Source organism: Leclercia sp. 29361 (genome assembly GCF_011290365.1).
GTDB classification, from domain to species: Bacteria; Pseudomonadota; Gammaproteobacteria; order Enterobacterales; family Enterobacteriaceae; genus Enterobacter; species Enterobacter tamurae.
The window spans coordinates 4,603,474-4,619,848 of record NZ_CP049786.1 but is presented as its reverse complement, the minus strand read 5'-3'; the positions used below and the strand labels follow the sequence as shown (position 1 = coordinate 4,619,848).

At 59.8% G+C, this 16,375-nt stretch carries 18 protein-coding genes and 1 pseudogene; 3 read left to right on the top strand and 16 right to left on the bottom strand.

Annotated features, from left to right (window positions below):
• From G7090_RS22145 to G7090_RS22080, 14 genes are read right to left on the bottom strand one after another with little or no spacing between them, the layout of a single operon-like run.
• Positions 1-585 (bottom strand): DUF3261 domain-containing protein, encoded by a 585-nt coding sequence (locus tag G7090_RS22145; RefSeq protein WP_166184539.1) that lies wholly within the window; start codon positions 583-585, stop codon positions 1-3.
• Positions 582-2,900, bottom strand: coding sequence for an MMPL family transporter (locus G7090_RS22140; RefSeq protein WP_166184535.1), 2,319 nt, complete (start codon positions 2,898-2,900; stop codon positions 582-584). The genes G7090_RS22145 and G7090_RS22140 overlap by 4 nt, the downstream gene beginning before the upstream one ends.
• Positions 2,869-3,474, bottom strand: a complete 606-nt coding sequence (locus tag G7090_RS22135) for an outer membrane lipoprotein carrier protein LolA (RefSeq protein WP_166184532.1) — start codon at positions 3,472-3,474, stop codon at positions 2,869-2,871. Before G7090_RS22135 ends, G7090_RS22140 begins: the two co-directional genes overlap by 32 nt.
• Complete coding sequence (locus tag G7090_RS22130; RefSeq protein ID WP_166184529.1) at positions 3,471-3,893, bottom strand: thioesterase family protein; 423 nt, start codon at positions 3,891-3,893, stop codon at positions 3,471-3,473. The genes G7090_RS22135 and G7090_RS22130 overlap by 4 nt, the downstream gene beginning before the upstream one ends.
• Positions 3,894-3,896: 3 nt before the next feature.
• Positions 3,897-5,588: a glycosyltransferase gene (locus tag G7090_RS22125; RefSeq protein ID WP_166184526.1), complete on the bottom strand. Its 1,692-nt coding sequence runs from the start codon at positions 5,586-5,588 to the stop codon at positions 3,897-3,899.
• The gene (locus G7090_RS22120) at positions 5,579-5,932 is read right to left on the bottom strand and encodes a hydroxymyristoyl-ACP dehydratase (protein ID WP_166184523.1); all 354 of its coding nucleotides are present in this window, start codon (positions 5,930-5,932) and stop codon (positions 5,579-5,581) included. The genes G7090_RS22125 and G7090_RS22120 overlap by 10 nt, the downstream gene beginning before the upstream one ends.
• On the bottom strand, positions 5,919-7,280 hold the full coding sequence (locus G7090_RS22115; RefSeq protein WP_166184520.1) for an AMP-binding protein: 1,362 nt from the start codon (positions 7,278-7,280) through the stop codon (positions 5,919-5,921). Before G7090_RS22115 ends, G7090_RS22120 begins: the two co-directional genes overlap by 14 nt.
• A complete protein-coding gene (locus G7090_RS22110; protein ID WP_166184517.1) occupies positions 7,273-7,860 on the bottom strand; it encodes a hypothetical protein in 588 nt (195 codons plus the stop codon). The genes G7090_RS22115 and G7090_RS22110 overlap by 8 nt, the downstream gene beginning before the upstream one ends.
• Positions 7,861-7,866: 6 nt before the next feature.
• Positions 7,867-8,121, bottom strand: coding sequence for an acyl carrier protein (locus G7090_RS22105; RefSeq protein WP_106995277.1), 255 nt, complete (start codon positions 8,119-8,121; stop codon positions 7,867-7,869).
• Between the two features lie 13 nt (positions 8,122-8,134).
• Complete coding sequence (locus G7090_RS22100; protein WP_106995276.1) at positions 8,135-8,392, bottom strand: phosphopantetheine-binding protein; 258 nt, start codon at positions 8,390-8,392, stop codon at positions 8,135-8,137.
• A complete protein-coding gene (locus G7090_RS22095) occupies positions 8,373-9,188 on the bottom strand; it encodes a 1-acyl-sn-glycerol-3-phosphate acyltransferase (RefSeq protein ID WP_166184514.1) in 816 nt (271 codons plus the stop codon). The genes G7090_RS22100 and G7090_RS22095 overlap by 20 nt, the downstream gene beginning before the upstream one ends.
• Positions 9,185-9,907: a beta-ketoacyl synthase chain length factor gene (locus G7090_RS22090; RefSeq protein ID WP_166184511.1), complete on the bottom strand. Its 723-nt coding sequence runs from the start codon at positions 9,905-9,907 to the stop codon at positions 9,185-9,187. Before G7090_RS22090 ends, G7090_RS22095 begins: the two co-directional genes overlap by 4 nt.
• Positions 9,908-9,964: 57 nt before the next feature.
• Entirely contained in the window at positions 9,965-11,029 is a 1,065-nt protein-coding gene (locus tag G7090_RS22085) for a methyltransferase (RefSeq protein WP_166184508.1), read from the bottom strand.
• A gap of 8 nt (positions 11,030-11,037) precedes the next feature.
• Entirely contained in the window at positions 11,038-12,111 is a 1,074-nt protein-coding gene (locus tag G7090_RS22080) for an AI-2E family transporter (RefSeq protein WP_106995272.1), read from the bottom strand.
• A 99-nt stretch (positions 12,112-12,210) separates the two neighbouring features.
• On the opposite strand from G7090_RS22080, the pseudogene G7090_RS22075 reads away from it, so the two are divergent.
• Positions 12,211-13,459 (top strand): annotated as a pseudogene (locus tag G7090_RS22075) (MFS transporter).
• Between the two features lie 4 nt (positions 13,460-13,463).
• Here G7090_RS22075 and G7090_RS22070 read toward each other — a convergent pair.
• Both G7090_RS22070 and G7090_RS22065 read right to left on the bottom strand, forming a co-directional pair.
• Entirely contained in the window at positions 13,464-14,021 is a 558-nt protein-coding gene (locus G7090_RS22070; RefSeq protein WP_106995270.1) for a DcrB family lipoprotein, read from the bottom strand.
• Positions 14,022-14,093: 72 nt separating this feature from the next.
• On the bottom strand, positions 14,094-14,759 hold the full coding sequence (locus tag G7090_RS22065) for a 7-cyano-7-deazaguanine/7-aminomethyl-7-deazaguanine transporter (protein WP_106995269.1): 666 nt from the start codon (positions 14,757-14,759) through the stop codon (positions 14,094-14,096).
• Between the two features lie 170 nt (positions 14,760-14,929).
• Here G7090_RS22065 and tusA point away from each other — a divergent pair, with 170 nt between their 5' ends.
• Positions 14,930-15,172 carry a sulfurtransferase TusA gene (gene tusA, locus G7090_RS22060; RefSeq protein WP_106995268.1) on the top strand — a complete coding sequence of 81 codons (243 nt, stop codon included), beginning with the start codon at positions 14,930-14,932 and terminating at the stop codon, positions 15,170-15,172.
• Between the two features lie 226 nt (positions 15,173-15,398).
• On the top strand, positions 15,399-16,370 hold the full coding sequence (locus G7090_RS22055; RefSeq protein WP_166184502.1) for a TRAP transporter substrate-binding protein: 972 nt from the start codon (positions 15,399-15,401) through the stop codon (positions 16,368-16,370).
• Positions 16,371-16,375: the final 5 nt, after the last annotated feature.

Here is a 16,375-nt window from a genome sequence, read left to right as displayed (position 1 = left end):
TCAGTCATCCAGATATTGAATGGTGATGTGGTAATTAAAGACGTGCTGCTCGATGCTGATTGGCTCGCGCTTGCCTTTACGCTGCAGGTAGACGATCTCCGTCACCAGCTTGCCGTCAGCATTGCGCAGCTCACGCCGGTCGCCCTTATCCTTCAGCGTCCAGCCCTTAGGCAGTTGCGGCAGCCAGGCGTCGATCGGCCAGTGGCTGAGCATCACATCGGCCAGCACCTGGCTGGCCGGAGGCAGCTGCGGCACGATAATCGACTGCTCAGTATGAATGCCGGTGGCATCGTAGGTGGCGAGGAACAGGCGAATACCCACCGAGGACAGCCCGGCGAGCGTCACCTTCTGCGCATCGGCATTCAGCATCACCAACAGGGACTGGCTCTTGCCGTTGAAGCTCCCGGTCAGCAACTGCTGCGAGTTCAACGCCGGAGTGATGCCTGGCGCAGGCAGCGTCACTTTGGTGCCCGGCTGCAGCCAGGCCTGCGGGCGCGTACTGTCACTGTTTTGCGTGGTGTGGCTGCAACCGGTCAGCAGCAGCGCGCCGATCAGCACGGCAGCGCGGTAAAAAGGGGCGATCATCGTTTTCTCTCTTTTTTAGCTGGCATCGCCAGCGGCGCCAGCAGGAAGGCGGTGAAAATACCGCTGACCAGCACAATCCCGAAGCTGCTGATCGCCTGCGTGGCGCTGAAAACCAGCATGCCGAGGGTCAGCAGGGTGGTCATCATCGCCAGGGTGATGGCCAGCATGGAGGTCAACGGCGTACCGCGCGGGTTGTTGAAGAATAGCGTGTAGTTGATACCAATGCCGAGCACCAGTACCAGCGCCAGCAGCGAGAACAGGTTAACCGGGTGTCCTGTGACCGACAGCGCCGCCAGGCCACAGCCCAGCGACAGCAACGAGGGCACCAGAGTGATCAGTCCCTTACGCCAGCCGAGGCGCAGCATCGCGCCGCAGGCGATGGTCGCCAGCGCAACCGCCAGTAAACCGGTGAGCACGCTGCGGTAGAGGGCAAACAGGCTGTCGAAACTGGCCTTGCGATCCACCCACACCACCCCCGGATGCTTGTCGGCCAGCGCCGCCAGGGCCGGGCTGTTGTTTACCCCATTAACCGGCACCAGGACGCCGCTTTCTCCGTCGGGCAGCGTCAGCCAGAGCAGGCGCCAGCCTTCGCTGGCCGGGCTGGCAAGCCAGGTCTCAACCTGTACCGGGGTCGCATTGAGATCCGGCGACACCGTTGTCAGCCCGGCATTTTGCAGCACTTTCGTTACCGCCGGGGCCGCATTTTTCAGCAGGGCCAGATCGCTTGTCTGTCGTGCCAGCGAGTTCAGCGGCAGGGTGCGCCAGGACTTCAGGTCTCCCGCCTGCTGCGCCTGCGCCAGCGCCGGGGTAAAGGCCTCCAGCCGTTCCAGCGTCTGCTGGGCCGACGCGCCATGCACCACGAACCACTTCTGATCGACACTCTGCCCGGTCAGGGCGGTGATGCGTTTTTCCTGGGCCAGGATATCCTGCGGCAGGGCCTGGAGCTGGGCGATATCGTCATCCACCCGCAGCGTGGCCATGCCTGCGACAGCCAGCATGGCCAGCAACACCGGCAGCCCCACTGACAGCCTTTTATTTCGTCGCCATGCCGCCAGCCAGCGCAACATTAGCCCGCTGGCCGGAACCGGACGCACCGGTAAGCCACGACACAGCCACGGGTGCCAGAAGATCACCGTCAGGCAGGAGGCGCTCAGTCCCACGGCGGCAAATACCGCCATCTGGCGAATGCCCGGGAACGGGGCCAGCATCATAATGAGATACGCCGCCACGGTGGTGAGCAGCGCCAGCAGCAGGGCGTTACGCACCTTCGCCAGGCTCTGCCACGGCGAGATCTCTCCGCCGTGAACCATCCGCTCGGTCAGGTAGTAGAGGGTGTAATCCGCTGAAATACCGATGATGCTCATGCTCATCACCAGGGTCATCAGATGCAGTTCACCAAACAGCAGCAGGGTCGCCACCGTGCCCGCCAGCGCGCCGGTGGCGATGGAGATCAGGCACAGCATGAGCGGACGCAGGGAGCGGAACACCGCCACAATCAGCAGGATCACCCCCAGAATAGTGGCCACGCCGAGGGTCGAAATATCCCGTTTCGCCTGCTGGCTGGCGTAGTCGCTGTAAAACACGGTGCCGCGCGACAGCAGCTGCGCCTGCGGATACTGCGTTTTCAACTGGCCTTCCAGCCCGCGCAGCGTCGTGACCAGCCGGTGGGTTTGCTGCATATCGAACGAGGAGGCGGCCAGCTCGCCGTGCAGCAGATACCAGTAATTACCGGCCTCGTCTTTGGTCACCAGCCAGCCGTCCATCAGCCGCAGCTTCTGGCTGTTTTGCGCCAGCGCCAGCTGGGAACCGCGCATCAACATCAGCGGGTCGTTTTGCAGCTCTTTACCGCTGACGCCGGAGAAGGCGGAGTAAAGCTGGGACAAAATCCACTGTGCCTGTGCCTCGCCGCCGTTTTGCAGACGCGCCCGGGTGGCCGGGTCGATCAGGCCGTTGCGGTGCTGCCAGAAAAATTCTCCCCAGGCTTTTTGCCCGGCGGCGTCCATCGGCCCTTTTACCTCATGCAGCGACCCCGACTCTTGCAGCAGGCTCAGCCACTGTTGCGCCACCTGCGGATCGGGCTGTTTACCGGGGCTGACCAGCCACACCAGCTGGCGGTCAAGGCGTTCAATAAAGCCGTCGTTCAGCGCCGGAGGGATCGCCCCGAGGCTCTGTTTCGGCAGCATCGCCAGCACGCTGCTGTTCAACCGGGCACCGGGCAGCAGCGACAGCAGCACACCCAGCAGGATCGCACAGGTCAGCGCCCACAGCAGCGCCGGGCGGCGATTATGGTGCGGCAAAGCGTTGGCGTTCGGCATCGGTCAGGCTGGCGGGCGTCAGTTGGTGGCGGGAGAGGTCGATATCGGTCCGGTCGCCCTGCTTATCGTTCAGCACGATGGATTCCAGATAGGTCGCGCCACCCAGATCCATCGAGGCGAAAATCTTGTCCAGCGGGGTGGTGGTGGGGGTCAACACCAGCGACCAGCGGCCATTGCCGAGGTCTTTAAAGTCGATGCGGAAGTTCTCTTCCAGCACCTTGCGATCCGCCTGGAATAGGGCGCGCAGCAGATGGTTGAACTGGAACATCTGCGGATTGGTGTCGGCGGTGATGGTCTGCGGCGGTTGACCGTTGATGGTCTGCACCATCCGGCTGTCATCCAGCAGCAGCGTCATCGGGAAGGGGGCCTTTTGATCCCACAGCAGCCCGCTGTCGCGGGCGATCAGCATCTCGCCGTTGGATCGCAGCGGCTGCGGCATATCCTTGATGGTGCGTGTCTGCTCAAAGTGGGCGCGCACCACCGGCTGTTCGGTAAAGCGCTGCTGGAGTTCGTCCAGCGTGACGGCGCTGACGAATGGGCTTATCAGCAGGGTAAGCAGCAGTAACCCTTTCATAGCGTGACTCCCATACGTTCAAACAGGATCGCCGGGCTGACAAAACAGAGCTCGCGGCTCTTCTCCTCCACCGCCACCTGAATGGTGTAGCCGGTGGTGGTCCGTTTGCCGCTGGTGGCGTCAAAAATCTGATAGGCGATACGCAGACGGTTCTCAAACTCCTCGATATGGGCCCGGACGCGGATCCGTTGCTCAAAGGTGAGGACATCGCGGTATTTCACCCGGGTATCGACCACCGGCCAGAGATAGCCGGAGGCTTTCATCTGGCGATAGCCATAATCGAACTGGTTGAGCAGGGCCTCGCGGGCAATTTCAAAATAACGGAAATAGTTGCCGTGCCAGACCACGCCCATCATATCGACGTCGTGAAACGGTACGGTCAGCTCTACTTCGGTCGTAAAGCGGGGATCGGTCAGCACCCTTTACTCCTTCTCTTTAGCATCCGGCAGACGCCAGAAATCGAAAAAATTGAACCAGTCGAGCGGGGCCTGCAGGGCGTAATGCTCCAGCCGCTGCGCATAGCGATCCACCGCCTCCTGTAGCGCCTGCTGGCGTTCGCCGCGCGGCAGCGTCAGCGGGTTGGCGAAGGGTTCGCAGTGAACAGTGAGCTTCCCGTGCTGGCGCAGGGCAAATATCAACACCACCGGGCAGGCCAGGATCGAGGCCAGAATAAATGGCCCCTGTGGGAACGGCGCGGGCTGGCCCATAAACGGGCTCCAGGTGACGCGCCAGTCTCCGCCCCGCTGCGGGGTCACGGCGATACGGTCGCCGACAATGGCCACCCACTCCCCCCGGTCCAGCTTCTCGACCAGATCGATGGCTGTTTCTGGTCCGAAATTGTTCACCGGGATCAGATTCAGCCCGGCCTGAGGAGCCATCTCATCCATAATTTGTTTAAAGCGCCGGGCATTATCGCTGAACACCAGCGCATTAATGACCTGGCCTGCTTCCAGCTGCGCCAGTGCCCGGCAGGCTTCCACATCGCCAAGGTGCGAGGCCAGCAGCAGTTTGCCGGCAGGAGCGTCGATCGCCAGGGCCTCACGTGCGCCCGGTGCAAGCACCACGTCGCGATCCCACTTGAGCTCACCCCGCCAGCTGGCCACTTTATGGAGCATCGCGTTGCCAAACCGCATGAAGTGGAAAAAGCTGTTCAGGCGTGCGGGCTTTGGCTGGTGGCGTTGTTCCAGGGTCTCGCTCACCCGGGTGATCCACTGTCGCGAGGCCTGGCGGGCGGTGGTGGCTGTCAGCCAGTAGACACCAATCACCGGCCACAGCAGCAGGTTAAAAGCCCTGCGGCCCAGCAGCTGCCAGACCCGCAGCATCAGGCGCATTCCCCACAGCCCTTTCACCTCCTCCTGCTGCGCCCAGTGCCGGCTGCGGCGGCGAAACAGCAGGGAAGGGATGCGCGGTAACATGCCGAAGAACAGCCGGGTGTGCATCCAGGAGATCAGCAGGTTGTCTTTCAGGGCATCGAAATGGGAGATGCCATCCCGGGGATAGGTCACCCGGGTCGGCAGAAAATAGCTGGGGTTGCCCTGCCAGTAGAGGCGCACCATCACTTCGGTATCAAAATCCATCCGCTTGCCGAGCGACGCAGAGTTGATGACCTGTAGCGTCGGCGCCACCGGGTAGACCCGAAAGCCGCACATGCTGTCTTTGAGCTGCAATGACAGGGTTTCGATCCACACCCAGACATGGGTGACCCAGCGGCCATACCGGCGCGAGCGGGGAATCGAGTCATCATAAACCGGCTGGCCGGAGATCAACGCCTGCGGGTGGCGCTCTGCCAGCGCCAGCAGCTGCGGAATGTCCTCAATGGCATGCTGTCCGTCGGCATCCACCTGCACCGCATGGGTAAACCCCGCCCCGGCGCAGACTTTCAGCCCGCGGATCACCGCCCCGCCTTTACCGCTGTTGTGCGTCAGCCGCACCAGCGTCAGATGGGCATGCTCGTTGGCCAGCTGGTCCAGCGTCTGCCGGGTATCGGCATCGCTGCCATCGTCGACCACAATAATGGGCAGCTGAAACGGGGCCAGACGCGCCAGCACGTTAGCCATCATCGCCCCATGGTTGTAGCAGGGGATCAGGATGCAGGGACGGAAGGTTAGCGACATAGGCGAATCTTCCCGCTGCTGGCGGTGTGGCGGTGTTCGCCGTCATGGCGCTGATAGCTAAACGTCAGCATCTCGCGCTCCGCGTTCCAGTCGAGGACGAGCGTCACGGTGGCTCCCGGGAGTAACGGTGCCTGGAATTTCACATTCTGGATACTGTGAAAACGGTGGTCTGGTGCCAGTACCCCGGTGGCGTAGTGCATCACCCAGTCGAGCTGGGCGACGCCGGGCAGCAGGGGCTGTACGGCAAAATGGCCCTGGAACCAGAACAGCGCCGGATCGAGGTGCAGGACAATCTCAAGCTGCTGCGGTTGTGCCTGATGGCGCCCGATTTCATGGATTTTCATGAAATAACTCCTGTAACTGCGCATAGACACGCTTGTTCATACTGTTCACCGGCATTTCATCAAGGATGCGCCAGTGACGGGGTAGGGCGACCGGCTCGAGCCACGGCTGCAGGGCGCGTCGCCAGGCAAGGATCTGCGCGTTACGCCCGCGCTGGCAGAGCTGCTGACGCGCGGTGTCATTCAGTACCAGCAGCACGCCAATGGTCTGGCGTCCGTCGCGCGTTACCGGCAGCGCCGCCGCCTCGCAAACGCCCTCCAGCGCCAGCAGGCGCTGTTCGATTTCGGTCAGCGAGATACGTTTGTCTTCGATTTTCACCACCCGACCCCGGCGACCGATGATGCTGAACTGGCCGTTATCCTCCAGGTGCAGGATGTCGTCGAGCAGGAGACCTTCAGGCTCGCGGATCAGGGGGGAGATAACGCGCACGGCGTCATCGATGGGGTTCATCTTCACGCCCGGGAAGGGGTGCCAGAGAACGGCGTCCCCCTGACGATGACGCCAGGCGAGCACCCCGGTTTCGCTGCTGCCATATATTTCATCCGGCCAGAGCCCCAGCCAGCGATGGGTAACGCAGGCCGATTCCCACGTCAGCACGCCACCGGCCGAGACCAGCACGGCGACGGGCGGCGGCGCGAGCCGGGTATCGAGCCGCTTGAGGAACGCCGGGCTGGTGATAAACAGGTAACGCTGAGCGTGATCCAGCGCCGCCACCTGTTCGGCATAGGTCAGCATCTCCGCATGCAGCGGCAGCCCCAGTGCCATCGGCAGCACAATACGAAACGTCAGGCCGTACAGATGCTGGGGCACCACAGAGGCCACCACGCGGCAGCCGCTCAGGCGCTCGCCAAACCGTGCTGCCAGCAGCATGGCCTCCTGGTCGAGCTGGGCAATATGCTTGATGATACGCTCAGGCTTGCCGGTCGAGCCGGAGGTAAACAGCTCGATAACCTGGGTGTCAGGAATGGCGGGCAGCGGCGTAAAACCAGTGGCACTGCAGCGGGCAGCGTCGACCACAATCAGACGGCCCCGGACGTTCAGCGTCCTGTCGCTCAGCACGCCACTGAACAGCGCGTGCTGCTCATCCAGCAGCGACTCGCGGCTGTGGCCAGGCAGCACCGGGGTTTTGCCCGCATGCAGCGTTGCCAGCAGGGCGACGATAAACAGATAGCTGTTGTCAAAACAGAGCGCCCAGCGATCGCCATCCTGCTGCTGTAAACAGGCCGTCAGGGCGCTGACGTCATCGCGCAGCTGCCCGAGCGTCCAGCAGCGATCGCCAGACCAGGCGACAGGGGTGTCGTCCGGACGAGGGGCGTTCAGCCACTGGCTCACAGGGAGAGGCTTATGCATCGTGCTGCTCTTTTTTAATCATTCGCTGACGCACCAGCCATTCGGTGGCCATTAACGTGCCCATCAGGAGGTAGGCAATCATGCCGTTCCACAGCGTCCAGAGTCGCATATCGCCCCGCAACGCGGTGAACAGCGCCATCCCGCCGTTCAGGATGAAAAAGCCGCACCATATCCGGGTAACAACGCGGGTATAGCGCACCCCGGAAGGGGGTAAATTCGGTTCGCGCAGCCGGGCCAGCCGTTCGACGATGGGCATCGATGTCCACAGCGATCCGCCAAAGACAGCCAGCATCACAAGGTTGACCACCACCGGATAGAACAGCAGCCACTGATGCGCTTTCAGCAGGTAACTTGCCGTACACAGGACGATGCCCACCAGCGCGACGCCCTGCACCGCATAGCGCATAGGCCCGGCGTTATGCCGCGCCTGACGAAAACGGAACAGCAGCAGGACCGCCAGCAGCGGCAGCAGCCAGTGCAGGCTGTTATGGGTCAGCCCAAAGCCAATCAGAAAGGGCCATGCGAGCAGCATCAACCCTGTCAGCAGGGGAAGCGCCGGAAACGACCGTCCGCCACGCATGGTCTTTTACGCTTCGCGCAGGAGTTTTTCTACCGCGTCCACTACGTCCTGAACGGTACGTACCGACTTGAAGGTTTCCGGTTTGATCCGGGCGCCCGTTTTCTTCTGCAGGTGAACAACCATGTCGACGGCGTCGATGCTGTCCAGCTCCAGATCTTCATACAGGCGCGCTTCAGGGGTGATGGCGTCCGGGGCAACTTCAAACAGGGTGATCAGGAGAGTGGAGACTTCCTGATAAACGGCGTTGTGTTCTGTAGTCATTTTAAATTCGATCTCAGGCGCGTTGAGCGGTGATAAAAGAGGCCAGGGTGGCGACGGAGTAGAAATGCTGACGCATCTCTTCGCTTTCGGCAGATAACACCACGCCGTACTGGTTTTTTACTGCCAGGCCCAGCTCAAGGGCATCGATCGAGTCAAGGCCCAACCCATCGCCAAACAGCGCGGCATCCGTATCGATATCCTCTGCGGTCAATTCGTCCAGATTGAGGGTGGTAATGATTAGATTTTTAATTTCAAGGTAGAGCGCTTGCATCATTAATTCCTGACAAAGATTGAAGACCGGCAGTTAAGCGATGCTGCAGGTGCCGGTTGAGTTCTCTTGCCGCCAGAGCCGGTTCATGTACTGCTGCATCGTAAAAATCATGAATACCTATTCGCTCCCGGACAGCGACCGTGAAGAACGGTTTGTTCGGCGGTATGTTATACCAACGGCTCTGTTTATCGAGCAGATGCTCGCTGCAGTGGATAATGACCACCCGCAGATCGCTGCCGCAGCGCACGGCAATATTGGCCGCACCGCGTTGCAGCTTAATGGCTTTTCCCACCTGTGTGCGCGTGCCTTCCGGAAAGATCAGTAACGTCTCACCCTGCGCCAGCCGCTGCTGACAGGTGCTTAACAGGGTGTCGGCTTCGCTGTTGATCAGGTAATCCGCCGCGCGGATCGCCCCGCTGACAAAGGGGTTACGCAGCAGGGCACCTTTCACCAGACAGTCGGTTTCCGGCATTACCGAGGCGATAAGCACGTAATCAATCAGCGTCGGATGGTTCGCTACTACCAGGCAGCCGCGCTCGTGGCGCAGCGCGTCGACATTATCGACGCGATAATCCAGCACGCCCAGGGCACGGGCGACGGATAAAAATGCCCGGAAGCTGGTGGCAATACTGCGTCGGGCGAGGCGACGACGACGCGCGCGATCGCGCTGGACCAGGTTCAACAGGTTGAACCACACCAGCGACAGCAGCAGCCCGCCCACGCCAAACAGCACGAAGCACAAGCCGGTCATCAGCCGTCGCCAGCCGCGGTTGAGGATTGCCATGAGTCCTGTCATGCACGCGTCCACTGCCACCGCAGGCGCTCGCCGGGCACCGCAAACTGCCGATCGTCACGCAGATAGTGGCGCAGAAACTGCAGGCTCTGCGGCAGGGGGGGCTCCTGGTTACAACCGGCGGGCTGGGTTTCGCAGCGCAGGGTGTCCCCGGCTTCGATGACCAGCGCCATGGCATAGGGCCAGGTCGGCATCTGAGCCGGAAGCGCGGGGCGGTAAAAATCGGGCAGGGCACCATCAAAATCGACCATTAACACCCGGGAATACCCGGCGTGCAGCAGGCTTAGCACCTCGCACAAACCCTGCTGAAAAGTATCCATACCGGCGGAAAGGGACGACGAAACAATCGGCTGACGCGCGGCGATAGTCAGATTGCCCACCGCGGAGTTGTGGACCGACATGGCAAAGTCGGTCGGGGAAACATCCTGCCCGGTAGCCAGCGCATGCAGGAGGCGATAGTTACGCTCCAGCTCGCCATGACGGCTGGTATAGACCACGGCATCAACGGCGTGTTTTCGCACCAGCGCCAGGCCGCAATCCACCGCCAGCTTACTGCCGGAACTGAGGCGGCGGGCGGTCATCATCGGCAGATCGGTAAGTTTGGCCTGCGGCGCAGCAGGATCGATAGCGTGCAAGCCCTGCGACCATGCCTGCCATTGACTGGCATCGCAAAGGCCTGGCGCTCTTGCATGCCAGTCGAGAATGTTAAGTGCAAATTTCATCTGCGCGCGTCCGCGATCAATTCGTCTTTCGGTAACGCCGCCAACAATCAGACCGCGTTATTGTTCATTTTTCTGACAAATCAGTAAGGTATGGCCCACCCCGAGATTGTCATGCCGTTGTTCTACCCGGAAGCCTGCGCTCTCCAGATAGTGGTAAAATTTCTCTACGCTATAAAAACGGCTGTTGCCGTTCGCCATACAGGTGAAATAGAGCGAGGTGGCGTTCAGGCTGAAGGAGGCCGCTTCGAATTTTTGCGCATCCCAGAACGGTTCCAGAATGCACAAACGGGCACCGGGCTTCATTACCTTCGCTACCTTGCCCAGCAGGGTAACAATCTGATCGGGAGAGAAGCAGTCCAGGAACTGGCTCATCCACCAGATATCAGCCTCATCCGGCAGAGCAGCGTCGCTAAGCATATCGACAGGATGGAATCCAATACGATGAGATAATCCTGCATTTGCGATATTTGCCTCGGCCAGTGCAATTTGCTGCGGCAGATCGAGCAGCGTCACGGCGATATTTTCATCGTATCTGCAGCAGCGTAGCGCCCATTTACCCGTATTGCCGCCGACATCGTACAATTTTGTCGGCGAGCTTGCGAATATAAGGGGCAATGCGGCGTCGAATGCGCCATCGGAATAGAAGTGATCGAAAGCAAACCAGCTCCGCTGCGCCTGCTCTGGCAACGCCGACAGGGCCGGATAAATGGTCGGCCATTCGCCAAAGACTGCCAGGCCAGCCGGTTTCTCCGCGCTCAGTGAATCGGCAAGATGAAACAGGCCCTGATAGCAAACATCCTGGGTGAAATCCATATTGATGCGGGTCATGCTGTCATGCAGCAGATAATGACCAATTTTGGCCAGATAATAGCGTCCCTCCCGGCGCGTCACTATCCGCCCGCTCAATCCCATATCCAGCAATACGCCCACGCCATACTCACTGAGGGTGCTGTTCGCCACGATCTCATCAACTGAAGCGCCGCGCGCTCCCTGTTGGTCCAGCCAGGCGAGAACGCCGGTATTACGCAGACAGAGCGCGGTCTGAAACAGCATCGGGGCAAAGGCGATGCGCTGCGCTTCGGTGATGGCCTCAAGCGCACTGAGGGTGTCCTTTTCGTACATGTGCAGCGTTACCCCGGTAAGCGGCTTTTTGGTCGGCCCGGCCCGAGCAGGATCGCCAGCTTGCTGCCCCCCTGGGTGGTCTCCATCCAGATCTTACAGACGCTGGTAAGCGGAACGGACAACAACATCCCCACCGGCCCCAGCAACCAGCCCCAGACCAGTAACGACAGGAACACCACCATGGTGGACATCCCCAGCCGGTGGCCCATCATCCGTGGCTCCAGGATATTGCCCAGCACCATATGGACGATCAGGAACAGCGCCCCCACCATGGCGCACTCATAGAGGCCATTAAACAGAAACGCCTGGATCATCGGCGGGACGGCGGAGATCACCGCGCCAATGTTGGGCACGTAGTTGAGCAGGAAGGCCAGCACGCCCCACATCAGCGCGAACTGCACCCCCAGCAGGGTCAGCCCCAGCCAGACAATGGCACCTGTCCATAGACTGAGCAGCGTCTTCAGCGCCAGATAATGGGAGACGCCCTTCAGCGCCCGGTGCAGGCCCGCGATGTGGATCTGCGGATTATTGAGGGCAAAACGCATTTTGTACGGCACGTGGCGCACTTCAAACAGCATAAAGACCACCGTCATCACCAGCAGCAGGACGCTGGCCATCGCCCCGGACAGTTGGGTCATTAAGGCGGTGGCAAAGGTCATCACCTTTTCCGAATCCATCCGTCGTAGCATTCGCTCCGGGGAGATATGCAGGTTGAGGAACGGGAACATCTCCTGCACATCGACCAGTTTGCGCGTCAGCTCTTTGTTGTATTTCGGCAGCATGGCGGCAAATTCATTGAGCGAAGCCGCCAGCACCCCAAACAGCGCCGTCAGGCCAATCAGCATCACCACCACCACAATGGTGATGGCCAGCGGGCGGCTAACCCCGCGACGCAAAAACCAGGTGACGAGAGGGTTAAGGACGATGGCGAAAAAAAGCGCCAGCAATAGCTGCACGAGAATATCCGCTGCGGCGTGGATGCCGGCGAGGATCACCACCAGGCAGGCCAGTTTGAGCAGAATGTGCAGACCGGATTTATCAGGCTGTGTAAGACCCGGTTTAGCGGGTGGGGTGGTTAACATAGTGTTTCCTCTTCTAAGATGCTCATAAGTGTAGTGCGCGCGCAGCGCTTCGGCGGAGGCCGTTAATCTTAAAGTCGCTGCTGCATTTCTGCCCCTGGCATGGTAATAGTGAAACACTGTTGTAAAAATTCTGGTGAACCTGATGCCCGAACCCGCCGCCGAACCGGCACTGAGTGGATTACGCCTCAACCTGCGTATTGTTTCCGTCGTTATTTTCAACTTTGCCAGCTACCTGACTATCGGTCTGCCGCTCGCCGTTCTGCCGGGCTATGTCCATGACATCATGGGCTTTAGCGCCTTCTGGGCGGGTCTGGTGATCAGCCTGCAATACTTCGCCACCCTGTTAAGTCGCCCTTATGCCGGGCGCTATGCCGACCTGTTTGGCCCGAAAAGCATTGTGGTGCTGGGACTCTGCGGCTGCTTCCTGAGCGGGGTGAGCTATTTTCTCGCCGGGTTAACCAGCGCCTGGCCGATGGTGAGCCTGGTGCTGCTCTGTCTGGGCCGGGTGATCCTCGGCGTCGGGCAAAGTCTTGCCGGAACCGGCTCCACGCTGTGGGGCGTGGGGGTGGTGGGGGCATCGCACATCGGGCGGGTGATCTCCTGGAACGGGATTGTGACCTACGGCGCGATGGCGATGGGGGCCCCGCTGGGGGTGCTCTGCTATCGCTACACCGGCCTGAGCGGGCTGGCGCTCACCATTATGGTGGTGGCGCTGCTGGCGATTTTATTTGCGCTGCCGCGGCCAAAAGTTAAAGCCAGCAAAGGCAAGCCGATGCCGTTTCGCGCGGTGCTGGGGCGGGTCTGGCCCTACGGCATGGCGCTGGCCCTCGGCTCGGCAGGCTTTGGGGTGATCGCCACCTTCATTACGCTGTTTTACGCCGATAAAGGCTGGGACGGCGCAGCCTTTGCGTTGACCCTGTTCAGCTGTGCCTTCGTCGGGACGCGGCTGCTGTTCCCGAACGGTATCAATCGGCTGGGCGGGCTGAACGTGGCCATCATCTGCTTTGCTGTTGAGATTATCGGCCTGCTGCTGACCGGTATCGCCGATGCGCCGTGGATGGCGCGGATCGGGGTCTTCCTCGCGGGGGCGGGTTTCTCGCTGGTGTTCCCGGCGCTGGGGGTGGTGGCGGTCAAAGCGGTGCCGCAGCAGAATCAGGGCGCGGCGCTGGCGACCTACACGGTGTTTATGGATATGTCGCTGGGGATTACCGGGCCGCTGGCCGGGTTGGTGATGGCGTGGGCCGGGGTGCCGGTTATCTATCTGGCGGCCGCGGGGCTGGTGGCGGTGGCGTTACTGCTGACGTGGCGGCTAAAAAAATGGCCTCCAGCGGAGGCCATTTCATCGTGAGAACTTACTGAATCACCAGGGTATTGATGATGTTCTCTGCGGCAGTTTGCGCTTTCTGCTGATCGTCAGCAGGCAGGGTGATCTGCAGGGTCAGCAGCTTGTTGTCCACTTTGCCCAGCACCACGGAGGAGTAAGCGGTCTGGCCTTTGGCAGAGATAATGCTGTCCAGCTGCTGCATTTTGTGGTCTTTCAGCTCGATGGATTTGTTGGTCACCACTTGCAGCTGCGGATCACGGCTGCGCTGCTGATCTTCCAGACGTTTTGCCAGCACGCCCAGGTCTTCATTGGTGTCATCCCCGACGATCACAATCACCGCTTTTTGCCCGGTGGCATCGGAATAGACGTGCATGTTGTTCGCCTGGGTGCCCAGCTTGCCGCTCTGATCGGTCATATCGGCTGGCAGAGAGAAGCTGAGTTTGCCATCCATCAGGCTGACCGGTTGACCCGTCGCGTTGCTTTCAGCAGACGCAGCCTGAGCAGGCGTTTTGGTGTCGCTGTTATCACAGGCTGCCAGCCCCATCACCAGCAGGCCAATCCCGACATATTTAACCAGATTGCGCATTACATTCTTCCTTTCGATAAACGGCCATAACGGCGCATCAATCCATCTTATCACAACTGTTCAGGGGAACCTTTAACCAGCCTGCAATCCCGGGATTTCAGATTTATCCGCGAATCTTTTCAGCAACATATTCAGCAGCACGCCGTACATCGGCAGGAAGAACACCAGGCTGATAAGCACCTTAAAGGCGTAGTCCACGAGGGCAATTTCCATCCAGTGTTGCGCCATGAACGCATCCGGGCTGCGCCAGAAGGCGATAAAGAAAAAGGCCAGCGTATCGCTGACGTTGCCAAACAGCGTGGAGGCGGTGGGGGCCATCCACCAGCGATGGTTCTGTCGCAGGCGGTTAAACACATGCACGTCGAGGATCTGCCCCAGCGCATAGGCCATAAAGCTGGCGGCGGCGATACGGGCGACGAACAGGTTGAAGTGCGTCAGCGCCTCAAAGCCCTGCCAGCTGCCCATATAGAACAGCGAGGAGATCACGTACGAAACAAACAGCGCCGGAAGCATGACGGCAAAAATAATGCGTCGGGCCAGCGGGGCGCCAAAGATACGGACGGTGAGATCGGTCGCAAGGAAGATAAACGGGAAACTAAACGCGCCCCAGGTGGTATGAAAACCAAAGATGGAGATCGGCAGCTGCACCAGGTAGTTACTGGAGGTGATCACCAGCAGATGGAAAAGCGAAAGCCAGAACAACGCTTTTACGCGCTGCGATTGAGAGAACTGCGTCATATTGTGACCTTTTTGATTAGTATTTGGGGTGAGGGAACCCAATAAAGCCGCCGCATGATACTGCTTTAACGACAGTTTGCAATGGCTAATTTTCACGCAATCGTTAACCTGGTTTGCTTTGCTCCGCCTGCGGCGTAAACTACTGCCGTTTTTATCTGGACGAGACCAAGATGACCGATCTGCTTACCCACCCGGACCATACCCTTGATGCTCAGGGCCTGCGCTGCCCGGAACCCGTGATGATGGTGCGCAAAACCGTGCGCAATATGCAATCCGGCGAAACGCTGTTAATTATTGCCGACGATCCGGCCACGACCCGCGATATTCCGGGCTTCTGTACCTTTATGGAACATGAGCTGCTGGCGCAGGAGACCGGGGCGCTGCCGTATAAATATCTTATCCGCAAAGGCTAATGCCATTTTGCCCGGCGGCGCTTCGCTTGCAAGGGCCTACGCGTAGGCCGGGTAAGGCGTAGCCGCCCCCCGGCATGACATCCCGCACAAATCTGAACCACCATTTCAATTTTTAGCGCTTTTTGTGAGGCGCTTCACCTACGCTTTCCAGGCATTAGGCTAATTTCTAAACGTCAAAACTAAAACAACGTTCCGATACTTACCTCACTACCCTGGAGTTGACTCAATGAAAACGACCCTCAAGCCGTTGCTGGCCGCTCTGTGCCTGTCTGCTTTTGCTGCCTCTGTTTCGGCGCAAACCATTAAAGCCGCCGATGTGCATCCTGAAGGCTATCCGAACGTGGTGGCAGTGCAGCACATGGGTGAAAAACTCAAACAACAAACCGACGGCAAGCTGGATATCAAAGTCTTCCCGGGCGGCGTGCTGGGCGATGAGAAGCAGATGATTGAGCAGGCGCAGATGGGGGCGATTGACATGATTCGCGTCTCCATGGCCCCGGTTGCCGCCATCCTGCCGGACATCGAGGTCTTTACGCTGCCCTACGTATTCCGCGACGAAGACCATATGCACAAAGTCATCGATGGCGATATCGGTAAATCCATCGGCGACAAACTCACCGCCAACCCGAAATCGCGCCTGGTGTTCCTCGGCTGGATGGACTCCGGCACCCGTAATCTGATCACCAAAGATCCCATCGTGAAACCGGAAGATCTGAAAGGTAAGAAAATCCGCGTCCAGGGTAGCCCGGTGGCGCTGGCCACGCTGAAAGATATGGGGGCCAACTCCGTGGCGATGGGGGTAAGTGAAGTCTACAGCGGCATGCAGACCGGCGTTATCGACGGGGCCGAGAACAACCCGCCAACCTTTATTGCCCATAACTACATGCCGATTGCCAAAAACTACACCCTCAGCGGCCACTTTATCACCCCGGAAATGCTGCTCTACTCCAAAGTGAAATGGGACAAGCTGAGCGCCGACGAACAGCAAAAAATCCTGACCCTGGCCCGTGAAGCGCAGTTCGAGCAGCGCAAGCTGTGGCAGGCCTATAACGACGAAGCCCTGCAGAAGATGAAGGCGGGCGGCGTGCAGTTCCACGACATTGATAAAGCGGTCTTCGTGAAGGCGACAGAGCCGGTGCGCGCGCAGTATGGCAACAAGCATCAGGATCTGATGAAAGCCATCGCTGACGTTCAGTAACCCGG

Coding starts and splice junctions, on each gene's coding strand:
- G7090_RS22145 (WP_166184539.1), bottom strand. CDS start 585: ATGATCGCCCCTTTTTACCGCGCTGCCGTGCTGATCGGCGCGCTGCTG.
- G7090_RS22140 (WP_166184535.1), bottom strand. CDS start 2,900: ATGCCGAACGCCAACGCTTTGCCGCACCATAATCGCCGCCCGGCGCTG.
- G7090_RS22135 (WP_166184532.1), bottom strand. CDS start 3,474: ATGAAAGGGTTACTGCTGCTTACCCTGCTGATAAGCCCATTCGTCAGC.
- G7090_RS22125 (WP_166184526.1), bottom strand. CDS start 5,588: ATGTCGCTAACCTTCCGTCCCTGCATCCTGATCCCCTGCTACAACCAT.
- G7090_RS22120 (WP_166184523.1), bottom strand. CDS start 5,932: ATGAAAATCCATGAAATCGGGCGCCATCAGGCACAACCGCAGCAGCTT.
- G7090_RS22115 (WP_166184520.1), bottom strand. CDS start 7,280: ATGCATAAGCCTCTCCCTGTGAGCCAGTGGCTGAACGCCCCTCGTCCG.
- G7090_RS22110 (WP_166184517.1), bottom strand. CDS start 7,860: ATGCGTGGCGGACGGTCGTTTCCGGCGCTTCCCCTGCTGACAGGGTTG.
- G7090_RS22105 (WP_106995277.1), bottom strand. CDS start 8,121: ATGACTACAGAACACAACGCCGTTTATCAGGAAGTCTCCACTCTCCTG.
- G7090_RS22100 (WP_106995276.1), bottom strand. CDS start 8,392: ATGCAAGCGCTCTACCTTGAAATTAAAAATCTAATCATTACCACCCTC.
- G7090_RS22095 (WP_166184514.1), bottom strand. CDS start 9,188: ATGACAGGACTCATGGCAATCCTCAACCGCGGCTGGCGACGGCTGATG.
- G7090_RS22090 (WP_166184511.1), bottom strand. CDS start 9,907: ATGAAATTTGCACTTAACATTCTCGACTGGCATGCAAGAGCGCCAGGC.
- G7090_RS22085 (WP_166184508.1), bottom strand. CDS start 11,029: ATGTACGAAAAGGACACCCTCAGTGCGCTTGAGGCCATCACCGAAGCG.
- G7090_RS22080 (WP_106995272.1), bottom strand. CDS start 12,111: ATGTTAACCACCCCACCCGCTAAACCGGGTCTTACACAGCCTGATAAA.
- G7090_RS22070 (WP_106995270.1), bottom strand. CDS start 14,021: ATGCGCAATCTGGTTAAATATGTCGGGATTGGCCTGCTGGTGATGGGG.
- G7090_RS22065 (WP_106995269.1), bottom strand. CDS start 14,759: ATGACGCAGTTCTCTCAATCGCAGCGCGTAAAAGCGTTGTTCTGGCTT.
- tusA (WP_106995268.1), top strand. CDS start 14,930: ATGACCGATCTGCTTACCCACCCGGACCATACCCTTGATGCTCAGGGC.
- G7090_RS22055 (WP_166184502.1), top strand. CDS start 15,399: ATGAAAACGACCCTCAAGCCGTTGCTGGCCGCTCTGTGCCTGTCTGCT.